This window comes from Burkholderia sp. GbtcB21, from assembly GCF_019091065.1.
In the GTDB taxonomy this organism is placed as follows: Bacteria; Pseudomonadota; Gammaproteobacteria; order Burkholderiales; family Burkholderiaceae; genus Burkholderia; species Burkholderia pyrrocinia_C.
This window is the reverse complement of record NZ_JAGXKA010000004.1, coordinates 194,168-212,064: the sequence shown is the minus strand read 5'-3', so window position 1 is coordinate 212,064 and position 17,897 is coordinate 194,168. Positions and strand designations below refer to the sequence as shown.

The following is a 17,897-nucleotide window of genomic DNA, read 5'->3' as shown; positions in this document are numbered from 1 at the left end:
GCAGGTTGTTCAGTGCATTCCCGGCCGTCGGTCTATAAAAACCCTTACATATAAGAACCGCAATTCCATGACATCACGCCTTCTCGCCGCGCTCGTTGCCGCGGCCTTGAGCTGCACCGCGCTGCCCGCCGCCCACGCGCGCACCTACGTCGCATCGACACAGTCGTTCGGAAAAGGCGCTCATGTTCACCAGTTCGTGCTGCGCGACCCCGTCACGCACCAGCCGCTGCCGAATGCGCGGTACCGGCTGTTCCTGCCCGGCCAGGTCATCGCGGGCCTGCCGGTCAAGCCGGACGAGCACGACAGCGTGATCTTCGGCACGACCGACGCCGCCGGGCGCACCGTCAAGATCCGGCTGCCGAAGGTTCATCCGCAGAAGCAGTGGGTGTTCAACCCGATCGTCGGCGAAGGCGACATGGGCGAATCGTTCCGGCTCGTCGAACCATTCGGCAACGAGCCGCTCGGCAAATTCCCGTATGTACTGGACGTGGAAAACGAATATCTGGCGTGCGGCTACTCGGATGCGAGCGGCTACACCTACTACGCGCAATCGCGCACGCCGCAGAACATCAGTCTTTATGCCGGGACGCTGGCCGGGTCCGCCGACGACGACTGGTGCGCGGGCCCGGGCGCGGCCATCGCGAACGGCGCGAGCGATCCCGGCGCGCCGGACCTGTACACGCAATACCTCGGCAGCCTGGTAGCCAACGGCAGCCGGATCAGCGTCGAATTGCGGCAACAGATCGTCACCAAGCTGCTGTCGCTCGCGATCGCCGCACACGACTCGAACCGGATCGCCGCCGTGCTCGATCTCGGCGAGATCCCCGACGACCGCCTGAACGACATCGGCTATCGGCTCGTCGACGCGGGTGTGGAAGTCGATCGCGGGCTCGCGATGATCGACGCGCATCTCGCGAAGTCACCGGACGATGCGTACGCGCTCGACAGCAAGGGCTGGGCGCTGTATCGCCTCGGCCGCAACGACGAAGCGCTCACGTGGTTCGACCGGTCGATTGCGATCTTCGCGAAGAACGGCGACGACAGCGACGCGCACGAAGCCTATGCCACCGGCCTGACGCACAAGGGCGAAGTGCTGTGGAAGCTGGGACGCCAGGATGAGGCGCGCGCTGCGTTCGCGCAGGCGCGGAAGATTCAGCCGAACAACGCGGAGCTGGAGGAAACGGCGAAGCGGCTGGAGATACAGATCGGGCAGGACGGCGCGAAGGCGCCGGGAACGGCGGGCGCGCAGGCGGAGTAACGGCGCCGGGCAGCGGCGCGAAGCGACGGGGCCGGTGCGGCCACGGCTACCGCCGGCTTTTCGGCAGACGGCCGCCGGACCTGTCGGGCCCGGTCGACCGGGAGACGCGGGCAGAGCATGCCCCGCGTCACTCCTCGCCTTTCACGCCCGGATTGAGCATCACGACGAAGCCGGCCACGCCGACGATCAACGCGATCGCGCCGCCACGCAGCGCCATCGCTTCATCGAACAGCAACCCCGTCACGACGGCCATCATCCCCGCAAGCGACACGAACACGGCGATCGCCGCGACGACGATCCGGTATTGGCGGCGTATCATCTCGCACCCGCCGCATTAGGCCGCGGCGGCGGCCGATACGTCGGCGTCGTCGCCGCGAATCAGCAGCACCGGGCATTTCGAGCCGCGCACGAAGCGCTCGGCGACGCTGCCGAGCAGCACGCGCCGGATGCCGCGCCGCCCGTGCGTGCCGACCACCGCGAGATCGATCCCGCGTTCCTTTACGTAGCGCTGCAGGCGTTCCGCAACGTCCTCGCCGATGCTCTCGGTCTCGACGAGTTCGGCCTCGCCCTTCGCGCCGGCGGCCGCGACGATCTGTTCGGCTTCGCGCAGCACCTTGAACCCGTCTTCACGGATTTCCTCGATGAGCGCATGCGGGTCGAACCGGCCCGCGTAAGTGAACAGCACCGACTTGTCGACCACATACACGACGCTGACGTGCGCGTCGCCCGCCCGTGCCATCTTCACTGCCTCGGCAAGCGCCTGTTTCGACGTAGCGCTGCCGTCGACGGCCACCATGATCTTCTCGTACATGCGAACCTCGCTGGGGTGAACTGCCGCGCACCGTATCGCGCGCGGCCATGTCGCCATCATCGGCGGCTGGCGGGTTCGGTTGTTGATGACGATCAAGCCGGGCCGGTATTCGATCCGCGAACCGGCTTCGCGGGCGCCCGCCACGCGCGCGGCGTTCGGCCGCCGCGCAGGAAGGAAACCCGCGTTTCCCGTCGCTCGATTTCACTCGGGAAGGCGCTTTCCCTGTTGCGTCGCACAACGTGCCGGGCTTGCTGGCGCCGGGGCGAGCCGATCGTCCAGCGGAGATTCCGAGGGTGGCGTGCGGCGGCTGCGGGCCGCCAATGCGCGACCGGATCGAGCGGCCATCGCGCCGAAAGCGCTATCATCGAATGTACGACTTTCGTCCGGCCCTTTTTTGCCGGCTCACTTTCGACTCGCTCAACCGACATGACAACGACTACCGAACGCGTGGACGGCGCCGCCCAGCATCTCGTCGCCGCCCGCCATGCCGGCTCGCCCGGCCCGCTGCTGCCCGATGCGCTGCGCCCCGAGGACGTCGACACCGCGCTGGCGATCCAGCAGCGCGTCGCCGACCTGCTCGGCGAACCCGTCGGCGGATGGAAATGCGCGCTGCCGCCGCCCGACCGCGTGATCCTCGCGCCGATCTTCGCGTCGACGATCCGCGAAGCCGATGCACCGTACCGCGTCGTCGGCGGGCCGATCGTGCGGATCGAACCGGAAATCGCGTTCGTGCTCGATCGCGACCTGCCCGCGCGCGAACGGCCGTACGACGAGAACGACGTGCGCGGCGCGATCCGCGAGGTGCGCATCGTGCTCGAAGTGCTCGGCTGTCGTTATGCGGAGCCGGCGCGCGCGTCGAAGTTCGAGCTGCTGGCCGACGGGCAGTTCAACCAGGGGCTGTGCGTCGGCCCGGTCGTGCACGACGGGCTGAACGTGCCGCTCGCGACGCTGGCACTGTCGTTCGAAGGTGCGCTGAACCGCACGATCGACGGCCGCCATCCGGACGGCGATCCGCTGAAGCCGCTCGTGTGGCTCGTCAATTTCCTCGCGTCGCGCGGCGATGCGGTGCGCGCCGGTCAGATCGTGACGACCGGTTCGTACGCGGGCGCGATCGACGTGCCGCTCGGCGATGCGCTGACGGTCCGCTTCGGCGAGCTCGGCAGTTTGTCGGTGACGTTGACGGCGTGATGTGTCACGCGCGCTGCCGTCCGACCTTCCGTGACGGCAGCGTCATCGCGGCTGGCCTCAACCCCGATCACGCGAACCGCTTCCACCCCGATACCTGACATGTCGCTGACACCGCTTCCCGCCCTGCTCGACGAAGTCCTGCGCACCGTCGCTCGCCGTTACCGGCTGCCGCCGCTCGACAGCGCGTCGTCGCCGGCCGAAGCCGCGAACCCGGCCGCCACCCTTGCGATCGCGATCGAGGAAGCGCGCCGGCTGCGGAGCGACGGACAAGCTCCCGGCGCGGAACTGCAGCAGCGCTTCATCGATGCGCTCGCACGGATGATCCGCGACGCGATGGACAGGCAATCCGGCGATCCCGCCTTCCAGGCCGCGGTGCTGCGGCACGACGCGCCGAGCGTGCGCGAATACGCGTCGCTGCACGCGCACGCCGAGCAGGACCGGCGTGCGCTGCACTCGGCCGTCAACGCGATCGCGCACCCGGCCAAACTCGAGCGCAGCGCCCAGGCGTGGCAACGCGACGGGCTCGCGCGGCTGCATGCGGCCGCAACGTCCGCGTCGTGGGCCGATCTCCATGCGACGCTGCAGCAACTGCTCGCGCTGCCCGACATGGCGACCGACGCCGCGTTCGAGCAGGACATCGTCAAGCTGAAGGATGGTGCGGCACTCGAACGCCTGCTGCGTCTCGATGCGCTCGCGTCGGACGAGCACGTCCGGCGATACCGCGCACTGTGGGTACGCCAGGGTCCGCTCGAGGGCAGCACGATCGCGGTCGCGCAGGGCGCCGCGTCGCAGCAGCGCGGCGCGGCCGTCGAAGCGCTGGCCGCACAGGCGCTCGACGCGTTGGCCGGCAGGCTGGAAGCCGTGGACGAACGGCGCACCTACCGTGTGGTCACATCGATGCGCGTGCCGTCGTCGATACCCGGCCGGCACGACCGCGCGAAAACCGAATGGGACGCGATCCTGCTCGAACGCACGCGCGGCGATGAAGCGGCGCCCGCATGGAACGTCCGCTTCCTCGTCGAAGCGAAGGCATCGGCCGATGCGGCGACAACCGATTTGCCGCGGCTGCTGCGCGGCCTGAACCTGCTCGCGCAGGCCGACCCCGACACGATCTATTCGTTCGAGACGCACCAGGGCACGGTGCGCGTGCACGGCGCGTCGCTCCGCGCGTTGACGACCGACGACGCGGCGCTGCAACGGGAAGTGCTCTATTGCTGCGATGCGTCCGCGGACGCGACGCCGCGCCTGCTGGGCGCGGCGAGCCGGATGCAGTTGCTGTCGGCGCAGGCGAGCCTCGAATACGCAAGCGCGCTCGCGCGACAGCCGGACGCCGATCCGGGCGGCCTCGGCGTCATCTGGCATGCGCTGCTGACGCTGCCGCAATGGCATGCCGTGCTGCATCAATACCCGTCGCTGCGGCAGGTCCGCGAACTGATGGTGGCGATCGACGACCTGCGGGCCGCGATCGACGATGTCGCCGACGATGGCGTCGCGAGCAGCGTGTACGCGTGATGCGCGAGCCGGGCCGTCGCGCAACGGCAGCGCGCCGCCCGCACAGTTGGTGAGCACGCCGAACGGCAGCGTCCATCCCGCCAGCCGGCCGCCGTCGGCCCATCGATCGTCGGTCGCAACTGCCGGCTGAATCTTGATTCGGGCGATCCGGATTCAAGGTGGCGTTACGTCTACACTGAGTGGACTTCCATTTCGCCGGGTCGGCAATCGCCGCGACTGGCCGACAGACTCGCGCCCGCCGCCCGATCACCGCGACCGCACTGGCCGCCGGCGCTATCCGTCCTGCCCGTTTGGTACGATACGCGCCGGGGCACGACGCCCCCTGAGAGACCCGGCCATCGCGGCCCCACCCCAGCACAAGAAAAATGCGAAGAAACCCATTGCTGCAACGAAACCTGCTCGCCGCGCTGGCGGCCAGCCTGCTCTGGATCCCCGGCGCCCACGCCAGCTCGGACGACACTTGCTACGCGCCGGCCACGCTCCGGCAGAATGCGTACTCGTGCGGCAACGTGCCGATGCTGAGCCCCGCCAACGACACGCGCATCAACGCGATGCTGCTGATGGTCGACAGCGGCAAGGTCGCGCAGGTGTTTCCGGACCCGAAGACAATCCCGGCGAAAGACCGGATCAACCAGATCATCGTGCCGTTCCCGCTGGACTTTTCCGGGTGGATCGAGATCGGTCAGAAGCGGCCCGACCAGGCCGGCGGCGCGGCGGATGCCGATGCGCCGTCGAATCGGTATGCCGACGGCGAAGGCAGCATCTGCCGCAGCATGAATGCCGGCGCCGATGCGTTCAACGACGCACTGAATGCCGCCGGCGGCATCCCCGCCGACGAAGCCGCGCGCCTGCGCACGGCGCGCACCGACATCGCACAGAAGACCTGTGCCGCGGGCGGCGCTAGCGCCGCCTGGACGAAGCCGCCGGTCAAATCGCCGCTCGGCCAGCAGTTCGCGGCCTACCTCGACGGCACGAACGCGTTCTACCGCGCCGACTTCCTCACCGCAACCAAAGCCTTCGCGAACGCATCGCACAGCGCGAACCCGTGGCTGAAGGAAACCGGGCTCTACATGGCCGGGCGCGCGCAGCTGAACGCCGCGCAGGCCAACGTGTTCGACAACGATAGCCCCACGCCGTCGCGCGCTCGTGTGACGAAGGTATCGCTCGACGCCGCGAACACGGTGTTTCGTACCTACCTGAACGTATATCCGCAGGGGCGCTATGCGGTGTCCGCGTCGGGGCTGTTGCGGCGCGTCGCGTGGCTCGGCGGGAACGTCACGCAGCAGGCCGACCTGTACGGCAACGCGCTCGCCCGCTGGTCGCCGAAGACCTCGAACGTGCCGCTGATGCAACTGGCGAACGAACTCGACAGCAAGCTGCTGTTCGGGTCGGAACTCGATGCGCGGCAGATTCAGTCGCCGACCGTGCTCGCGACCGTCGACCTGTTGCGCATGCGCACGTCGGACAGCAGCGACGCCAGCCGCAGCAAGCCGCTGACGCTGGACGACCTGCAGGCGCAGAAGCCGCGCTTCGCGAACGCGCCCGCTCTCTACGACTACCTGCTCGCGACCTGGTATGTCCAGATCGGGCACAAGCCGGATGCCGCGCTCGAACTGCTGCCGCAGACGCCGGCCGTGCCGCTCGACTACTTCGGCCTGAGCCAGCAGACGCTGCGCGCGTTCGCACTCGAGGACAGCGGCCAGCCCGACAAGGCGCGCCAGCTGTGGCGCGACCTGATCCCGCTCGCGAAATTCCGCTTCCAGCGCGAGGCGCTGGAACTCGCGCTCGCGATCAACCTGGAGCAGGCCGGGCTCGTCAACGACGTATTCGCCGACGATTCGCCCGTGCAGAACGCCGCGCTCCGGGCAATCCTGCTGCAGAGCACGGCCGGTGCCGACCTGCTGCGCGCGCAGGCGCAGAACCAGGCAACCGGCGGCGCGCTGCGCGACACCGCGCTGTACACGCTGCTGTACAAGGAGCTCACGCGCTCGCACTATGCCGACTTCATCGCCGACGCCGCGCTGGTGTCCGGCACGCCTGCCGATCCGTTGAAGCCGTTCGTCGCGCCCGGCGCCAGGAACGAAGACGGCTACACGTGCCCGTCCGCGCGCGACATCGCCGCGACGCTGCAACAGAACCCCGGCGACGCGAAGGGGCTGAACTGCCTCGCCGATTTCGCGCGCCTGCATCCGCCCGCAGCCGGTCTCGAAGGCGATCCGGTGCCGCTGTGGATACGCAACGCATCGTCGACGACCGCCACGCGCGTACCGCCGACGCTCGGCGCATCGCCGTCGCAGTTCGCGGGCAAGCCGTACGAGCGGATGTCGAGCTATGTGACGGTGATGGCCGATGCGCAGGCGAACCCGAACGACCGCGCGTACGCGTTCTACCGCGCAATCAAGTGCTATGCGCCGTCGGGCAGCAACGAATGCGGCGGCAAGGACGTGCCGAAGAACACGCGCAAGCGCTGGTTCGATACGCTGAAGGCCACCTATCCGGGCAGCCCGTGGGCGCAGAAGCTCCGCTACTACTGGTGAGCGCGGCGTGAAGCGCATTGCGTGCGTCGCGCTGCTGCTGGCCGGACGCATCGTGTTGGCCGGCACCGTCGACGCCGCGCAGTACGACGCGTTCTGGCTGTGGGCCGGCGTGAAGCCGCAGGCGGTCGTAAGCGGCGCGCGCGCCATCTACGTGCTGCAAGGGCAGATCGAAGCATCGCCGCGGGACGAATCGCAGGTACGCGTCATCGCGCAGGGCGTCGCGCTGCCGCCCGCGCCGAACGCGCGCGTCTGGCTCGTCTATCGTGCGCATACGCTGCGCTGGACGCCGCGCGTCACGCAGATCATGCTGGCGCAGCTCACGCGCTGGCGTGCGTCGGGCCGCACGATCGCGGGCATCCAGATCGACTTCGATGCGCGGACGCGCCATCTGCAGGACTACGTCGAATTCCTGCGCACGCTGCGCGAGACCTTGCCCGCCGATTGCCGGCTGAGCATCACGGGGCTGCTCGACTGGAGCAGCCGCATCGATGCCGACCAGGTCAACCAGCTCAGGGGCATCGTCGACGAGGTGGTCGTGCAGACCTATCAGGGGCGCAGCACGATCCCCGACTATGCGGCCTACCTGCCGCGCGTCGCGCGGCTGCAACTGCCGTTTCGCATCGGCGTGATCCAGGGCGGCGAGTGGGACGCGCCGCCGTACCTCGCGACGAACCCGTGGTTCCGCGGCTACGTCGTGTTCCTGCGCAACAGCTAGCGGGCGGAAACGCGGCGACGTTGGTCCCCGGCGTATCAGATGCGATAGATCCGCTCCGCATTCCCGACAAACAGCGCCCGCCTCTCCGCATCGCTCGCCCCTGCGACGATTTCCGAATACGCTCGCCAGAGCGCCGGATACCCGGCATGCAGCCGGTCGATCGGAAAATTCGACGCGAACATACATCGCGCGGCGCCGAACGCGTCGATTCCCTCGAGCACGTATGGCCGGAAGCTCTCGATCGTCCACCGGTGATCGAACATCGCAAGCCCGCTCAGCTTGAGCATGACGTTCTCGCGCCGGGCGAGCCCGTGCAGCCCGGCGCGCCACGCGCGATAGCCGTGCACGCTGTCGCGGTCGACGAACATGCCCGCGTGATTGACGATGAAGACCGTGTCCGGATGCGCGTCGACCAGCGTCAGCGCGGCCCCGACCTGGGACGGATAGAGCTGCAGGTCGAACGACAGCCCGAGCCGTGCGAGCCACCCGAAATGGTCGCGCCAGCCCGGATCGTCGAGATAGTCCCGATCGACGTAGTTGTACCAGGGGTTCGCGTGGCGGTTCAGTACCTGGCGAATGCCGCGCACGTTCGCGCAGGCGGCGGCCGCCTCGAGCCTCGCAGGCGCGTCGGCACGCGACAGGTCGACACCCGCGACAATGCCCTCGGGCATGCCGCCGCTCGCCGGCGTGTCGGCCAGCGCCTGCAGCCATTCGACCTCGCTCGGCGTTGTCCACGCGTCATGGATCGCTTCGACGTGCACGACTTTCAGGATATCGATCCCGCCCGCGTCCGCGCGCAGGTCGGCGGGACCGTATGCGCGCGGCAGCGCCGCCACCGGCCCGGAAAACGCCGGTTGCGCACGGTCGAGCCAGCCGTAGCTCAACGCATCGGCATCCCAGAAATGCACATGTGGATCGACGACCTGCATTGCGCCTCCCTGCGATCACGCCAGATGGAACATCGGTTCCAGATGTTTTTCGAGCGGGCGCCCGTCCCCGTCCGTCGCCATCAGGTCGGCCATGTACGCCCACCACCGGCGCATCACGTCGGCCTGCGCGAGTTCGGCCATCCGGTGCCCGGCCGGCCGTTTCAGGACGGCGAACAGGCAATCCGTTTCGTCGTCGAGAAAGATCCAGTAATCGGCCACGCCGGCCGCGCGCAGCGCGTCGGCCAGCTCCGGCCAGATCGCATCGTGGCGCCGCCGGTACTCGTCCTTCTGCCCGGGATGCAGCCGCATCCGGAACGCGATCGTCTCCATGTCCGCCGCCGTCATTGCAGGTTCACGTAAAGGCCGCCGTCGACGAGAAGTGCCGCGCCGTTGACGTAGCGCGCCAGGTCCGACGCGAGGAACACCACGCAGTCCGCGACGTCGTCAGGCTCGCCGAGGCGGCCGAGCGGAATGCGCTGCTCGAAGTACTCGGCCTTGCCGGGCGCCGCGAGATCCGCTTCGTTGATCTCGGTGCGGATCGTGCCCGGCAGCACGGAATTGCAGCGGATCCGGTGCGGGCCGAGCGCGACCGCACACGACTGCATCAGCGCGTGCACGCCGGCCTTCGTCGGCGTGTAGTGCGTCTGCATGCCGCCGCCGACGAGCGCGCTGATCGAACTCGTCGCGATGATCGCGCCGCCGTCGCCCTGCGCGGCCATTCGGCGCGCGACCGCCTGGGTCACGTGGAACGCGCCGTGCAGGTTGACCTCCATCGTGCGTCGCAGCAGGTCGGCGGGCAGATCGAGGAACGCGTGGAACGGACAGATCCCCGCATTGCTCGCCAGCACGTCGATCCGGCCGAACGCGTCGACGGCCCGCGCGACCAGTTCGTCCGCGGTGTCCGGCCGCGCGATGTCGCCCGGCACCGCGAGCGCACGCCGGCCGGTCGCGCCGATCTCGTCGACCAGCGCGTCGAGCGCGTGATCCGACTGCGCCGGCAGCAACGGGTTGGCCCAGTAATTGACGACGACGTCGGCGCCATGCCGCGCGCACGCGAGCGCGATCGCCCGGCCGATGCCGCGCGAGCCACCGGTGACGACGACGACCTTGTTCTCGAGCAGTTTCATCGCGGCAGCTCAGTGCGTGTAGGGCCGTTCGGTGCGCACGGCCGGATTGAGCCGCACGCCGAAACCGGGCGTATCCGGCACCTTCATCCGCCCGCCCGTCGGTACCGGTTCGTCGAGCAGCAGCGGATCGAACATCGGCACGACGCGATCCGCCTGCGGCGCCATCATCAGGAATTCCGCGAACGGGCTGTTGTGCCGCGTCGTCACGAAGTGATAGCTGTAGACCGACGAGCCGTGCGGCACCACCAGCACGCCGTGCGCGTCGGCGAGCGCTGAAATGCGGACGAGTTCGGTCAGGCCGCCGCACCAGCCGACATCAGGCTGGATGATGTCGCAGCAGCCCATCTCGAGCAGCATCCGGAAGCCCCAGCGGGTCGCCTCGTGCTCGCCCGTCGTCACGAGCAGATCGGGCGGCGCCGCGCGGCGCAACTGCGCGTAGCCCCAGTAGTCGTCGGGCGGCAGGCACTCCTCGATCCACTTGAGCCCGTAAGCGCGCGCCTCGTGCGCGAGCCGGGTTGCATAGCGCACGTCGAGGCTCATCCAGCAGTCGAGCATCAGCCAGAAATCCGCGCCGACGCGATCTCGCATCGTCGCCAGCGCGTCGAGGTTGCGGCGCAGGCCCTCGTCGCCCTCCGCCGGGCCATGATGCAGCGGCAGCTTGCCGCCGATGAACCCCATCTCCTTCGCGAGATCCGGCCGCGCCCCCGTCGCATAGAACTGCAGTTCGTCGCGCACCTTGCCGCCGAGCAACTGGTGCACCGGCTCGCCGCGCACCTTGCCGAGCAGGTCCCACAACGCGAGATCGACGCCGGAGATCGCGTTCAGCACCACGCCCTTGCGCCCGTAATAGAGCGTCGCGTAGAACATCTGATCCCACATCTTCTCGATGTCGGTCACGCGCTGCCCTTCGATGAAGCGCGCCAGATGGCGCTCGACGACGAACGCGCCGATCTCGCCGCCCGTCGTCACCGCGAAACCGACCGTGCCGTCGCTCGCCTCGATCTCGATCACGAGGGTGCCGAGCACGTTGATGCCGAACGACTGCCGGCTCTGCCGGTATTCCGGGTAACGCGCCATCGGCGTCGCGATGTGATCGTCGATCCAGTGGTCAGCGCCCTGGTCGTGGTAGTCGGCGCCGCCGCCGCGCACCGTCAGCGCGCGGATGTGTCGTATCGTGGGCATGCTCATCGGGACGTTCCTCGATCGGAAAGAAGAAAAATGCGCGCGTGTCAGCGCGCCCAGCGCAGCACGAGCGCGTCGAGCCGCCGCGCGATCTCGACGAGGCCCGCGCGCGTCTCCGGGTGCAGCGGCATCAGCGGGCGCCGCGGCGCGTCCGACGCGATCACGCCGCCCTCCTTCATCAGCGCCTTGCAGGCGAGCAGCCCGGCCTGCCGGTTTTCATAGTTGATGAGCGGCAGCCACTTCTCGTAGCCGGCCACCGCCTCGTCGCGCCGGCCCGCGCGATAGGCGGCCAGAATCGGCTGCAGCCCGTCCGGGTAGCCGCCGCCGAGGATGCTGCCCGTCGCGCCCGCGTCGAGATCGGCGAGCAGCGTGATCGCCTCCTCGCCGTCCCACGGCCCCTCGATCGCGTCGCCGCCGAGCGCGATCAGCTCGCGCAGCTTCGCCGCCGACTGCGGCACCTCGATCTTGAAATAGCGCAGGTTCGGAATCGTGCGCGCGAGCCGCGCGAGGAACGCCGCCGATACCTGCGTGCCGCTCATCGGCGCGTCCTGGTACATGATCGGGATGTCGATCGCATCGGAGACCTCCGAGAAGAACGCGCCGATCGCCGCCTCGCCGCAGCGAATCGTCGCGCCGTGATACGGCGGCATGATCATCACCATCGCCGCGCCGGCCGCCTGTGCGGCCCGGCTGCGTGCCGCGCAGATCACCGGATTGAAATGGGTCGTCGTCACGATCACGGGCACCCGGCCCGCGACGTGCTCGAGGATCATCCCGGTGAGCCGCTCGCGCTCGTCGTCGGACAGCGAGAACTGCTCCGAGTAGTTCGCGAGGATGCACAGCCCGTCTGCGCCCGCGTCGATGATGAAGTCGACGCAACGCATCTGCCCTTCCAGATCCAGTTCGCCCGATTCGGTGAAAATGGTCGGCGCAACGGAAAACGCGCCCGTATAGCGGCGAGCTGCCTGCATGTCATGAATCATCTTGTCAGCCTCACTTCATTCAGGATTGCAAAATTGATAAAGCGCGATTCCGCACGTCGTCACGAGTCGGTCAGACCCGGCCGTACCGGCCGCGCAGCCCGTCCGTCACGCCGCACAGAATCGCGTGCAGCTTGGTTCGCTTGTCGCGCGCATGCAGCAGGATGAACGCGACGTGCTTCAGCGTGATCAGGTTGATCAGCAGCATGGCCGGATAGCGGCGCCAGTAGTCGCGTGCGACCAGGATGCAGTTGCGGGCGGCGTAGTAATGACGCAGCGCGCTCTGATCGAAGATCTCGACGCGCGGCCAGTGCTGCCGGGCCGACGGACTGCCGAGCTCGTGCGGCAGCGACACGTCCGCATTCACGCACACCGGCACGCCGTTCGCCTGCGCGCGCATGCAGTACTCGGCGTCGACATGGTCGATGAAGAAATCCTCGCGAAACCGGCCGAGCGCGCGATACGCGTCGAGCGAGATCGCGGTGCCGGACGAGATGATCACCGAGCACGGCAGCAAGCCGTGTGCGCCGTCGCCGATCGGCGTGATCCGCGCAGACCAGCGGCGCACGGTGAAGAGCGGCAGGTTGCGCCGGAAGTTTCGGTTGAAGATGCGCGGCCCGACCAGGAAGCGCGTATCGCCGACCGTCGCGCACCCCGTGAGCATCCGCTCGAAATAATCGGCGGGCACGGTCGAATCCTGGTCGAAGATGAAGAATACGTCGCAGCCGCGGCGAATGAGAAACTCCACACCGGCGTTGAACGCGCCGGCGATCCCACCGCGGTTGTGGTTCGCGACCACGTCGACGCCGTGCGCGGCGAGCCGCGCGTGCAGCTCGCGATCGACGACGGGCGAGTTGTCGACCGCGACGACGGCCGGACTATGCGCGGGCAGGCCCAGCAGATGATCGATCTGCGCCGCGGACGGCTTGTACAGCGTGACCAGCGTGCCATGTTTCATGACGGCACCTCGTAACGAAAGCGTGGCGATGCGCCGCACCGGCAGGCGGGCGGCCCGTCCTCCTTGGCCTTGCGTCTCGTCGGTGCGGTCTCGCCGGGCGCGCGTGCGCCGCGGACCGCCCGTTATTTCGCGTACAGCTTCACGACACTCGCTTCCACCACGCGCGTGATTTCCTCCATCCGCCAGCGGATGTGCGTGTCGGTCAACGCGACACATCGTTCGGTGTCCCGCGCGGCGAGCGCGTCGAGAATCTCCAGATGCTCGGTGAAGGCCGCGTCGCGCCGCTGGTCGACGTCGACCCATCGCACGTAGTGAATCCGCGCGTTGATTCCCTGCAGCACGCGCCCGATCTCCGCATTGCCCGACAGCGCGGCAAGCTCCAGGTGAAACAGTTCGTCCTTCAGGACGAGCTCCGACGACGGCATCCGCGGCGCGCTCTTCATCACCTGCCGCCAGAAGCGGCGCAGTGTCTTGATGTCGTTGTCGGACGCCCGCTCGCACGCGAGCATCACCGCGGTCGACTCGATCGAACGCCTCAGCTCAAAGAGATCGAACACGTCTTTCCCTTCCAGTTGGCGGATGAAGAATCCGCGATTCGGCACGAAGACCAGCAGGTTCTCTGCGACGAGCCGGTTCAGCGCCTCCCGGATCGGCGTGCGGCTGACGTCGAACCGTTCCGCCAGTTCGAGCTCGTTGACCCGCTCGCCCGGCCGGATCGTATACACCACGGCCATCTGCTTCAGTTGCTCGTAAATCTCGTTGACCGTGAGGCCCGCGCGCCTGGGCGCCAGCGCCTCGCGGCCGCCAAGCACGGAATTCGCTGCCATCTCGCCTCCTCCTTCGTCTGTCGGCGACCGTCATTATCGGCCATGGCGGCCTGCGGACGCCTTTCTTGCTGCTACCGTCATTGCATCAGCAGGCGTCCGAAGCCCGGCACCGGATCGTCGACGCCGGCGAGCCGCAGCGCATGCCACGCGAGCGCGTGATTGCTCGACAACACCGGCTTGCCTGCGCGCGCCTCGATCTCCGCGAGCGCGTCGACGAGCCGAAGGCTCGTGCACGACACGAACACCGCGTCCACCGCCGGATCGGCGGCCAGCGCGAGCACCGCGCGCTCGATCGATGCGCGGTCGATCCGCGCCACCTCGTTGTCGTCGCGGTGCTCGAACGAGCCCGCGCGCACGACGTCGACACCGCGCGCGCGCAGGTAGGCCGCCATCGCTTCGTTGATCGAGCGCTCGTACGGCGTGAGGAGCGCGACGCCGCGCGCCCCCAGCGCGCCGAGCGCGACCCGCGCCGCAGTGATCGGCGTCGTGCACGCGACGCCCGGCCGCGCCTCGCGGATCCGCTCGAACACGCGCTCCTCGCCGAGCACCATCGACGCGGACGTGCAGCCGAACGCCACCACGTCGAGACGCTCGCCGGGGCGGATCAGCTCGACGGCCGCCGCGATCCCGCCGTCCATCCGCGCGAGCGTCTCCGCGGTGATGTCGGCGGAGTTCGCGATCCGGCTCTCGTAGAACGCGACGCCGTCGAGCGCGAGCACGCGCCGCCATTCGTATTCGATCGTATGGTCGGTCGCGAGCACGACGAGCCCGATCGCCGCGCGGCGCGCGATGCCCGCATCGAGCGAGAAGCCGAAGCGCGCGTACGAACCGGCGCCGTGCGGCACAGGGGTCGAAAGAAGTTCGCTCACTGGAGTGTCATCCCGGTAATGTCGATGTCGGGCTGCCGGCCGTGGATCAGGTCCGCGACGATCTTCGCGGTACCGCACGACATCGTCCAGCCCATGTGGCCGTGCCCGGTGTTGAGAAACAGGTTGCGATGCCGGGTCGCGCCGATGATCGGCGTGCCTTCCGGCGTCATCGGCCGCAACCCGGCCCAGTACGACGGTTTCGTATAGTCGGCGCCGTTCGGAAACAGCGCCTTCGCGGTCGCCAGCATGTGCGCGAAGTCCGCGGGCGTGTGGGTCGTGTCGTAGCCGCCGAATTCGGCCGTCGCGGTCAGGCGCAGCCGCTCGCCGAACCGCGCCCACGCGACGAGCTGGTTTTCCTCGACGCCGCCGAGCGTCGGCGGCTCGTGGCGCGCGTCGATCGGCAGTGTGACCGAGTAGCCTTTCACCGGGTAGATCGGCAACCGGTAGCCGAGCCGGCGCGCGACGAACGGCGAGTACGCGCCGAGCGCGAGCACGTAGCGGTCGCCGCTCACGCGGCCCTGCGACGTCTGCACGTAGTCCACCGCGTCCGCGTTCGCGCGCATGCCGTCGATCGTCGCGCCGAAGCGGAACTCGACGCCGAGCGCACGGCAGCGTTCGGCGAGCGCGCGGGTAAACAGATGCGCGTCGCCGCTCTCGTCGGACGGGCAGTAGATCGCGCCCGCGATCTCGCCCGCCGCGCCGGCGAGCGCGGGCTCGCGCTCGATCACCGCGCGCGGGTCGAGCGTCTCGAGCGGCAGGCCGTTGTCGGACAGGATCCGCATGTTCGCGATGCCGCGCTCGAACGACGCGGGATCCCGGTACAGGTACAGCAGCCCGCCGCTGATCCGGTCGTACGCGAGCCCCTCGTCGCGGGTCGCGGACTGGAGCTGCTGCTGCGCGTAGCGGCACAGCCGCACCTTGATCGACGTGTTCCGGCGCGACCGCTCCGCCGTGCAGTTCTGCAGGAACTGCCGGCACCACGCCCACATCCGCCAGTCCGGCGACCACTTGAGGCGCAGCGCCTGCCCGTCCGAGAACAGCGACTTGAGCAGGATCTTCGGCGCGCGCGGCGACGCCCACGTATAGGAATGCCCGGGCGCGATCAGCCCCGCGTTCGCGAAGCTCGTCTCGAGCGCGACGCCGTCGCGCCGGTCGACCACCACCACCTCGTCGCCCGCCTTCGCGAGAAAGTAGGCGGTCGTCACACCGACGATGCCGCCTCCAAGCACGACCGTCCTCATCGCTCGCCTCCGCTAGAACGCGGCGATCGCCGCGATTTCGACCGTGTACTGGGGAAACGCGAGCGCCGACTCCACGCAGGCGCGCGCCGGCGCGTCGCCCTGCGGCACCCACGCGTCCCAGACCCGGTTCATGTCGGCAAAGCTCCGGTGATCGGCAAGCCAGATGTTCGCGGACACGATCCGGCGCTTGTCGAGCCCCGCGCCGTCGAGCAGCCGGTCGATCTTGTCGAGGATCTGGCGGGTCTGGCCGGCGACGTCGAGTGCGGTGTCGTCGGCAACCTGTCCGGCAATGAACGCGAAGCCGCCCGCAACCACGAGCTGGCTCATCCGTTCGCCTGCGCCATATCGCTTGATCTCCATCGCACCGCCTCCGTTTCCGTGTCGAGTGGGTTGAATTCTAAGCATCCATATTCAGCACTGTATACACTTTTTTCAAAAATATTCGACGCCGCGCCAATCTGGCGCATATGCCCGACGCTGGTGTTTACCGTCGCTGAGTTTGTGCATTTAATGCTTTAAAACAAGGAATTTTCTTGTGAACCTCGATGTGTTTTACGAACTTCGCCACATCCGCTCAAAAAGTGTTTGCCAACGATTTTTGTTCTGTGATTCTGTCGACACTTTTGTATTTCAAACGCAATTCAACACGCATTCAGGAGAACAAAAATGAAGCTGGGTTGCTGGAGTCTCGGGATCTGCGTCGCGCTCGGCGCGTCGGCGACATTTCCTGCACACGCCGACGTCAGCGTCGGCGCCGTGTTGCCGCTGACAGGCGCAAGCGCGTCGATCGGCGAGGACCAGCGGCGCGGGATCGAACTCGCGGTCGCGAAAATCAACGCGCAAGGCGGCGTGCTCGGGCAGAAGCTGCAGGTGCGGATCGAGGATTCGGGCGGCACGGCGAACACGGCGCTCGACGCCGCGCGCAAGCTGGCGACGGTCGAGCGCGTGCCGCTCGTGCTCGGCGAATTCTCTTCGTCGGTAACGATTCCGGTCGGGCAGTTCCTCGTGCGCCAGGGCGACGTGCACATCAACATCGGTTCGTCGAGCCAGCAGGTCCGCAAGATCGGCGCGGGCTCGTTCAGCGCAATCGGGCTCGACGACCTGTCCGCGCGCTTCGCCGCGCAGGATGTGTACGACCGCAAGCTGCGGCGCGTCGCGCTGATCGCGCCGAACAACGGCTACGGCCAGGGCATCGCGGCCGAGTTCAGGAAGCGCTTCGAGGCGCTCGGCGGCACGATCGTGTCGACGGTGCTCTACACCGAGGGCCAGTCGACCTACCGGCGCGAGCTGGAGCAGGCATCGCGCGCACAGCCCGACGGCTACGTGTACAGCGCGTACGGACAGGAAGCCGCGACGCTGAACCGGCAGGCGTTCGAGATGCGCCTCAACCAGCAGCCGTGGTACGGGATCTACCTGACGATGTGCACGAGCGACACGCCCGCGCAGATCGCGCAGGGGCAGATCGGCCTGGAGGTCGCGGCGCTCGGCACAAGTGCCGCCGCGTACGCGGCCGACTATCGCGCCGCCTACCACGAGGCGCCGCGCTCGGCGTTCGGCAGCTACGCGTACGACGCGACGATGCTGTCCGCCGCCGCGATCAATCGCGCCCAATCGGCCGATCCGGCGAAGGTGCGCGCGGCGCTCGCGGCCAGCCAGCCGTACACGGGCGTGACCGGCACGATCGCCTTCGACGCCGACGGCCAGCGCACGGTGCAGCCGTACGAGAAGGTCCTGTACCGGCAATCCGTCGTCGCGCGCTAGCC

18 protein-coding genes are annotated in these 17,897 nt (G+C 68.3%); 6 read left to right on the top strand and 12 right to left on the bottom strand.

The genetic code is table 11. The features are described 5' to 3' along the window. The first annotated feature begins 67 nt into the window (after window positions 1-67). On the top strand, window positions 68-1,258 hold the full coding sequence (locus KVT39_RS11830) for a tetratricopeptide repeat protein (RefSeq protein ID WP_034184540.1): 1,191 nt from the start codon (window positions 68-70) through the stop codon (window positions 1,256-1,258). Between the two features lie 127 nt (window positions 1,259-1,385). Here the strand turns inward: KVT39_RS11830 and KVT39_RS11825 are convergent, their stop codons facing one another. After that, window positions 1,386-1,577, bottom strand: a complete 192-nt coding sequence (locus KVT39_RS11825) for a DUF2964 family protein (RefSeq protein ID WP_034184541.1) — start codon at window positions 1,575-1,577, stop codon at window positions 1,386-1,388. A gap of 15 nt (window positions 1,578-1,592) precedes the next feature. Continuing rightward, window positions 1,593-2,069, bottom strand: a complete 477-nt coding sequence (locus tag KVT39_RS11820; protein ID WP_034184678.1) for a universal stress protein — start codon at window positions 2,067-2,069, stop codon at window positions 1,593-1,595. A 426-nt stretch (window positions 2,070-2,495) separates the two neighbouring features. On the opposite strand from KVT39_RS11820, the gene KVT39_RS11815 reads away from it, so the two are divergent. The 4 genes from KVT39_RS11815 to KVT39_RS11800 all read left to right on the top strand — a co-directional run bounded on the left by KVT39_RS11815 (window position 2,496) and on the right by KVT39_RS11800 (window position 8,021). After that, the gene (locus KVT39_RS11815) at window positions 2,496-3,257 is read left to right on the top strand and encodes a 2-keto-4-pentenoate hydratase (protein WP_034184542.1); all 762 of its coding nucleotides are present in this window, start codon (window positions 2,496-2,498) and stop codon (window positions 3,255-3,257) included. Between the two features lie 99 nt (window positions 3,258-3,356). Continuing rightward, window positions 3,357-4,769, top strand: coding sequence for a hypothetical protein (locus KVT39_RS11810; protein WP_034184543.1), 1,413 nt, complete (start codon window positions 3,357-3,359; stop codon window positions 4,767-4,769). 365 nt (window positions 4,770-5,134) lie between these two features. Next, window positions 5,135-7,306 (top strand): hypothetical protein, encoded by a 2,172-nt coding sequence (locus KVT39_RS11805; RefSeq protein WP_034184544.1) that lies wholly within the window; start codon window positions 5,135-5,137, stop codon window positions 7,304-7,306. Between the two features lie 7 nt (window positions 7,307-7,313). Further along, a complete protein-coding gene (locus KVT39_RS11800; RefSeq protein WP_034184545.1) occupies window positions 7,314-8,021 on the top strand; it encodes a DUF3142 domain-containing protein in 708 nt (235 codons plus the stop codon). 35 nt (window positions 8,022-8,056) lie between these two features. On the opposite strand, the gene KVT39_RS11795 is transcribed toward KVT39_RS11800, so the two are convergent. The 10 genes from KVT39_RS11795 to KVT39_RS11750 all read right to left on the bottom strand — a co-directional run bounded on the left by KVT39_RS11795 (window position 8,057) and on the right by KVT39_RS11750 (window position 16,494). Continuing rightward, the gene (locus tag KVT39_RS11795; RefSeq protein ID WP_034184546.1) at window positions 8,057-8,950 is read right to left on the bottom strand and encodes an amidohydrolase; all 894 of its coding nucleotides are present in this window, start codon (window positions 8,948-8,950) and stop codon (window positions 8,057-8,059) included. A 15-nt stretch (window positions 8,951-8,965) separates the two neighbouring features. Continuing rightward, window positions 8,966-9,280 (bottom strand): L-rhamnose mutarotase, encoded by a 315-nt coding sequence (gene rhaM / locus KVT39_RS11790; protein WP_034184679.1) that lies wholly within the window; start codon window positions 9,278-9,280, stop codon window positions 8,966-8,968. Between the two features lie 11 nt (window positions 9,281-9,291). Continuing rightward, window positions 9,292-10,077, bottom strand: coding sequence for an SDR family NAD(P)-dependent oxidoreductase (locus KVT39_RS11785; RefSeq protein ID WP_034184547.1), 786 nt, complete (start codon window positions 10,075-10,077; stop codon window positions 9,292-9,294). 9 nt (window positions 10,078-10,086) lie between these two features. Next, a complete protein-coding gene (gene rhmD / locus KVT39_RS11780) occupies window positions 10,087-11,265 on the bottom strand; it encodes an L-rhamnonate dehydratase (protein ID WP_006756437.1) in 1,179 nt (392 codons plus the stop codon). 41 nt (window positions 11,266-11,306) lie between these two features. Next, window positions 11,307-12,230: a dihydrodipicolinate synthase family protein gene (locus tag KVT39_RS11775; RefSeq protein WP_254640455.1), complete on the bottom strand. Its 924-nt coding sequence runs from the start codon at window positions 12,228-12,230 to the stop codon at window positions 11,307-11,309. An 82-nt stretch (window positions 12,231-12,312) separates the two neighbouring features. Beyond that, a complete protein-coding gene (locus KVT39_RS11770) occupies window positions 12,313-13,197 on the bottom strand; it encodes a glycosyltransferase family 2 protein (RefSeq protein ID WP_034184549.1) in 885 nt (294 codons plus the stop codon). A gap of 122 nt (window positions 13,198-13,319) precedes the next feature. After that, window positions 13,320-14,024, bottom strand: a complete 705-nt coding sequence (locus tag KVT39_RS11765) for a GntR family transcriptional regulator (RefSeq protein WP_034184550.1) — start codon at window positions 14,022-14,024, stop codon at window positions 13,320-13,322. Between the two features lie 77 nt (window positions 14,025-14,101). Further along, the gene (locus tag KVT39_RS11760; protein WP_105392799.1) at window positions 14,102-14,893 is read right to left on the bottom strand and encodes an aspartate/glutamate racemase family protein; all 792 of its coding nucleotides are present in this window, start codon (window positions 14,891-14,893) and stop codon (window positions 14,102-14,104) included. Beyond that, entirely contained in the window at window positions 14,890-16,134 is a 1,245-nt protein-coding gene (locus KVT39_RS11755) for a D-amino acid dehydrogenase (RefSeq protein ID WP_034184552.1), read from the bottom strand. Before KVT39_RS11755 ends, KVT39_RS11760 begins: the two co-directional genes overlap by 4 nt. A gap of 12 nt (window positions 16,135-16,146) precedes the next feature. Then, window positions 16,147-16,494 (bottom strand): RidA family protein, encoded by a 348-nt coding sequence (locus KVT39_RS11750; protein WP_217589125.1) that lies wholly within the window; start codon window positions 16,492-16,494, stop codon window positions 16,147-16,149. A 306-nt stretch (window positions 16,495-16,800) separates the two neighbouring features. Here KVT39_RS11750 and KVT39_RS11745 point away from each other — a divergent pair, with 306 nt between their 5' ends. Continuing rightward, window positions 16,801-17,895 carry an ABC transporter substrate-binding protein gene (locus tag KVT39_RS11745; RefSeq protein ID WP_131947217.1) on the top strand — a complete coding sequence of 365 codons (1,095 nt, stop codon included), beginning with the start codon at window positions 16,801-16,803 and terminating at the stop codon, window positions 17,893-17,895. Window positions 17,896-17,897 lie beyond the last annotated feature (2 nt).

Excerpts from the sequence above, each read along its gene's own strand:
- KVT39_RS11830 (WP_034184540.1), top strand. The coding sequence starts at position 68 with ATGACATCACGCCTTCTCGCCGCGCTCGTTGCCGCGGCCTTGAGCTGC.
- KVT39_RS11825 (WP_034184541.1), bottom strand. The coding sequence starts at position 1,577 with ATGATACGCCGCCAATACCGGATCGTCGTCGCGGCGATCGCCGTGTTC.
- KVT39_RS11820 (WP_034184678.1), bottom strand. The coding sequence starts at position 2,069 with ATGTACGAGAAGATCATGGTGGCCGTCGACGGCAGCGCTACGTCGAAA.
- KVT39_RS11815 (WP_034184542.1), top strand. The coding sequence starts at position 2,496 with ATGACAACGACTACCGAACGCGTGGACGGCGCCGCCCAGCATCTCGTC.
- KVT39_RS11810 (WP_034184543.1), top strand. The coding sequence starts at position 3,357 with ATGTCGCTGACACCGCTTCCCGCCCTGCTCGACGAAGTCCTGCGCACC.
- KVT39_RS11805 (WP_034184544.1), top strand. The coding sequence starts at position 5,135 with ATGCGAAGAAACCCATTGCTGCAACGAAACCTGCTCGCCGCGCTGGCG.
- KVT39_RS11795 (WP_034184546.1), bottom strand. The coding sequence starts at position 8,950 with ATGCAGGTCGTCGATCCACATGTGCATTTCTGGGATGCCGATGCGTTG.
- rhaM (WP_034184679.1), bottom strand. The coding sequence starts at position 9,280 with ATGGAGACGATCGCGTTCCGGATGCGGCTGCATCCCGGGCAGAAGGAC.
- KVT39_RS11785 (WP_034184547.1), bottom strand. The coding sequence starts at position 10,077 with ATGAAACTGCTCGAGAACAAGGTCGTCGTCGTCACCGGTGGCTCGCGC.
- rhmD (WP_006756437.1), bottom strand. The coding sequence starts at position 11,265 with ATGAGCATGCCCACGATACGACACATCCGCGCGCTGACGGTGCGCGGC.
- KVT39_RS11775 (WP_254640455.1), bottom strand. The coding sequence starts at position 12,230 with ATGCAGGCAGCTCGCCGCTATACGGGCGCGTTTTCCGTTGCGCCGACC.
- KVT39_RS11770 (WP_034184549.1), bottom strand. The coding sequence starts at position 13,197 with ATGAAACATGGCACGCTGGTCACGCTGTACAAGCCGTCCGCGGCGCAG.
- KVT39_RS11765 (WP_034184550.1), bottom strand. The coding sequence starts at position 14,024 with ATGGCAGCGAATTCCGTGCTTGGCGGCCGCGAGGCGCTGGCGCCCAGG.
- KVT39_RS11755 (WP_034184552.1), bottom strand. The coding sequence starts at position 16,134 with ATGAGGACGGTCGTGCTTGGAGGCGGCATCGTCGGTGTGACGACCGCC.
- KVT39_RS11750 (WP_217589125.1), bottom strand. The coding sequence starts at position 16,494 with ATGGAGATCAAGCGATATGGCGCAGGCGAACGGATGAGCCAGCTCGTG.
- KVT39_RS11745 (WP_131947217.1), top strand. The coding sequence starts at position 16,801 with ATGAAGCTGGGTTGCTGGAGTCTCGGGATCTGCGTCGCGCTCGGCGCG.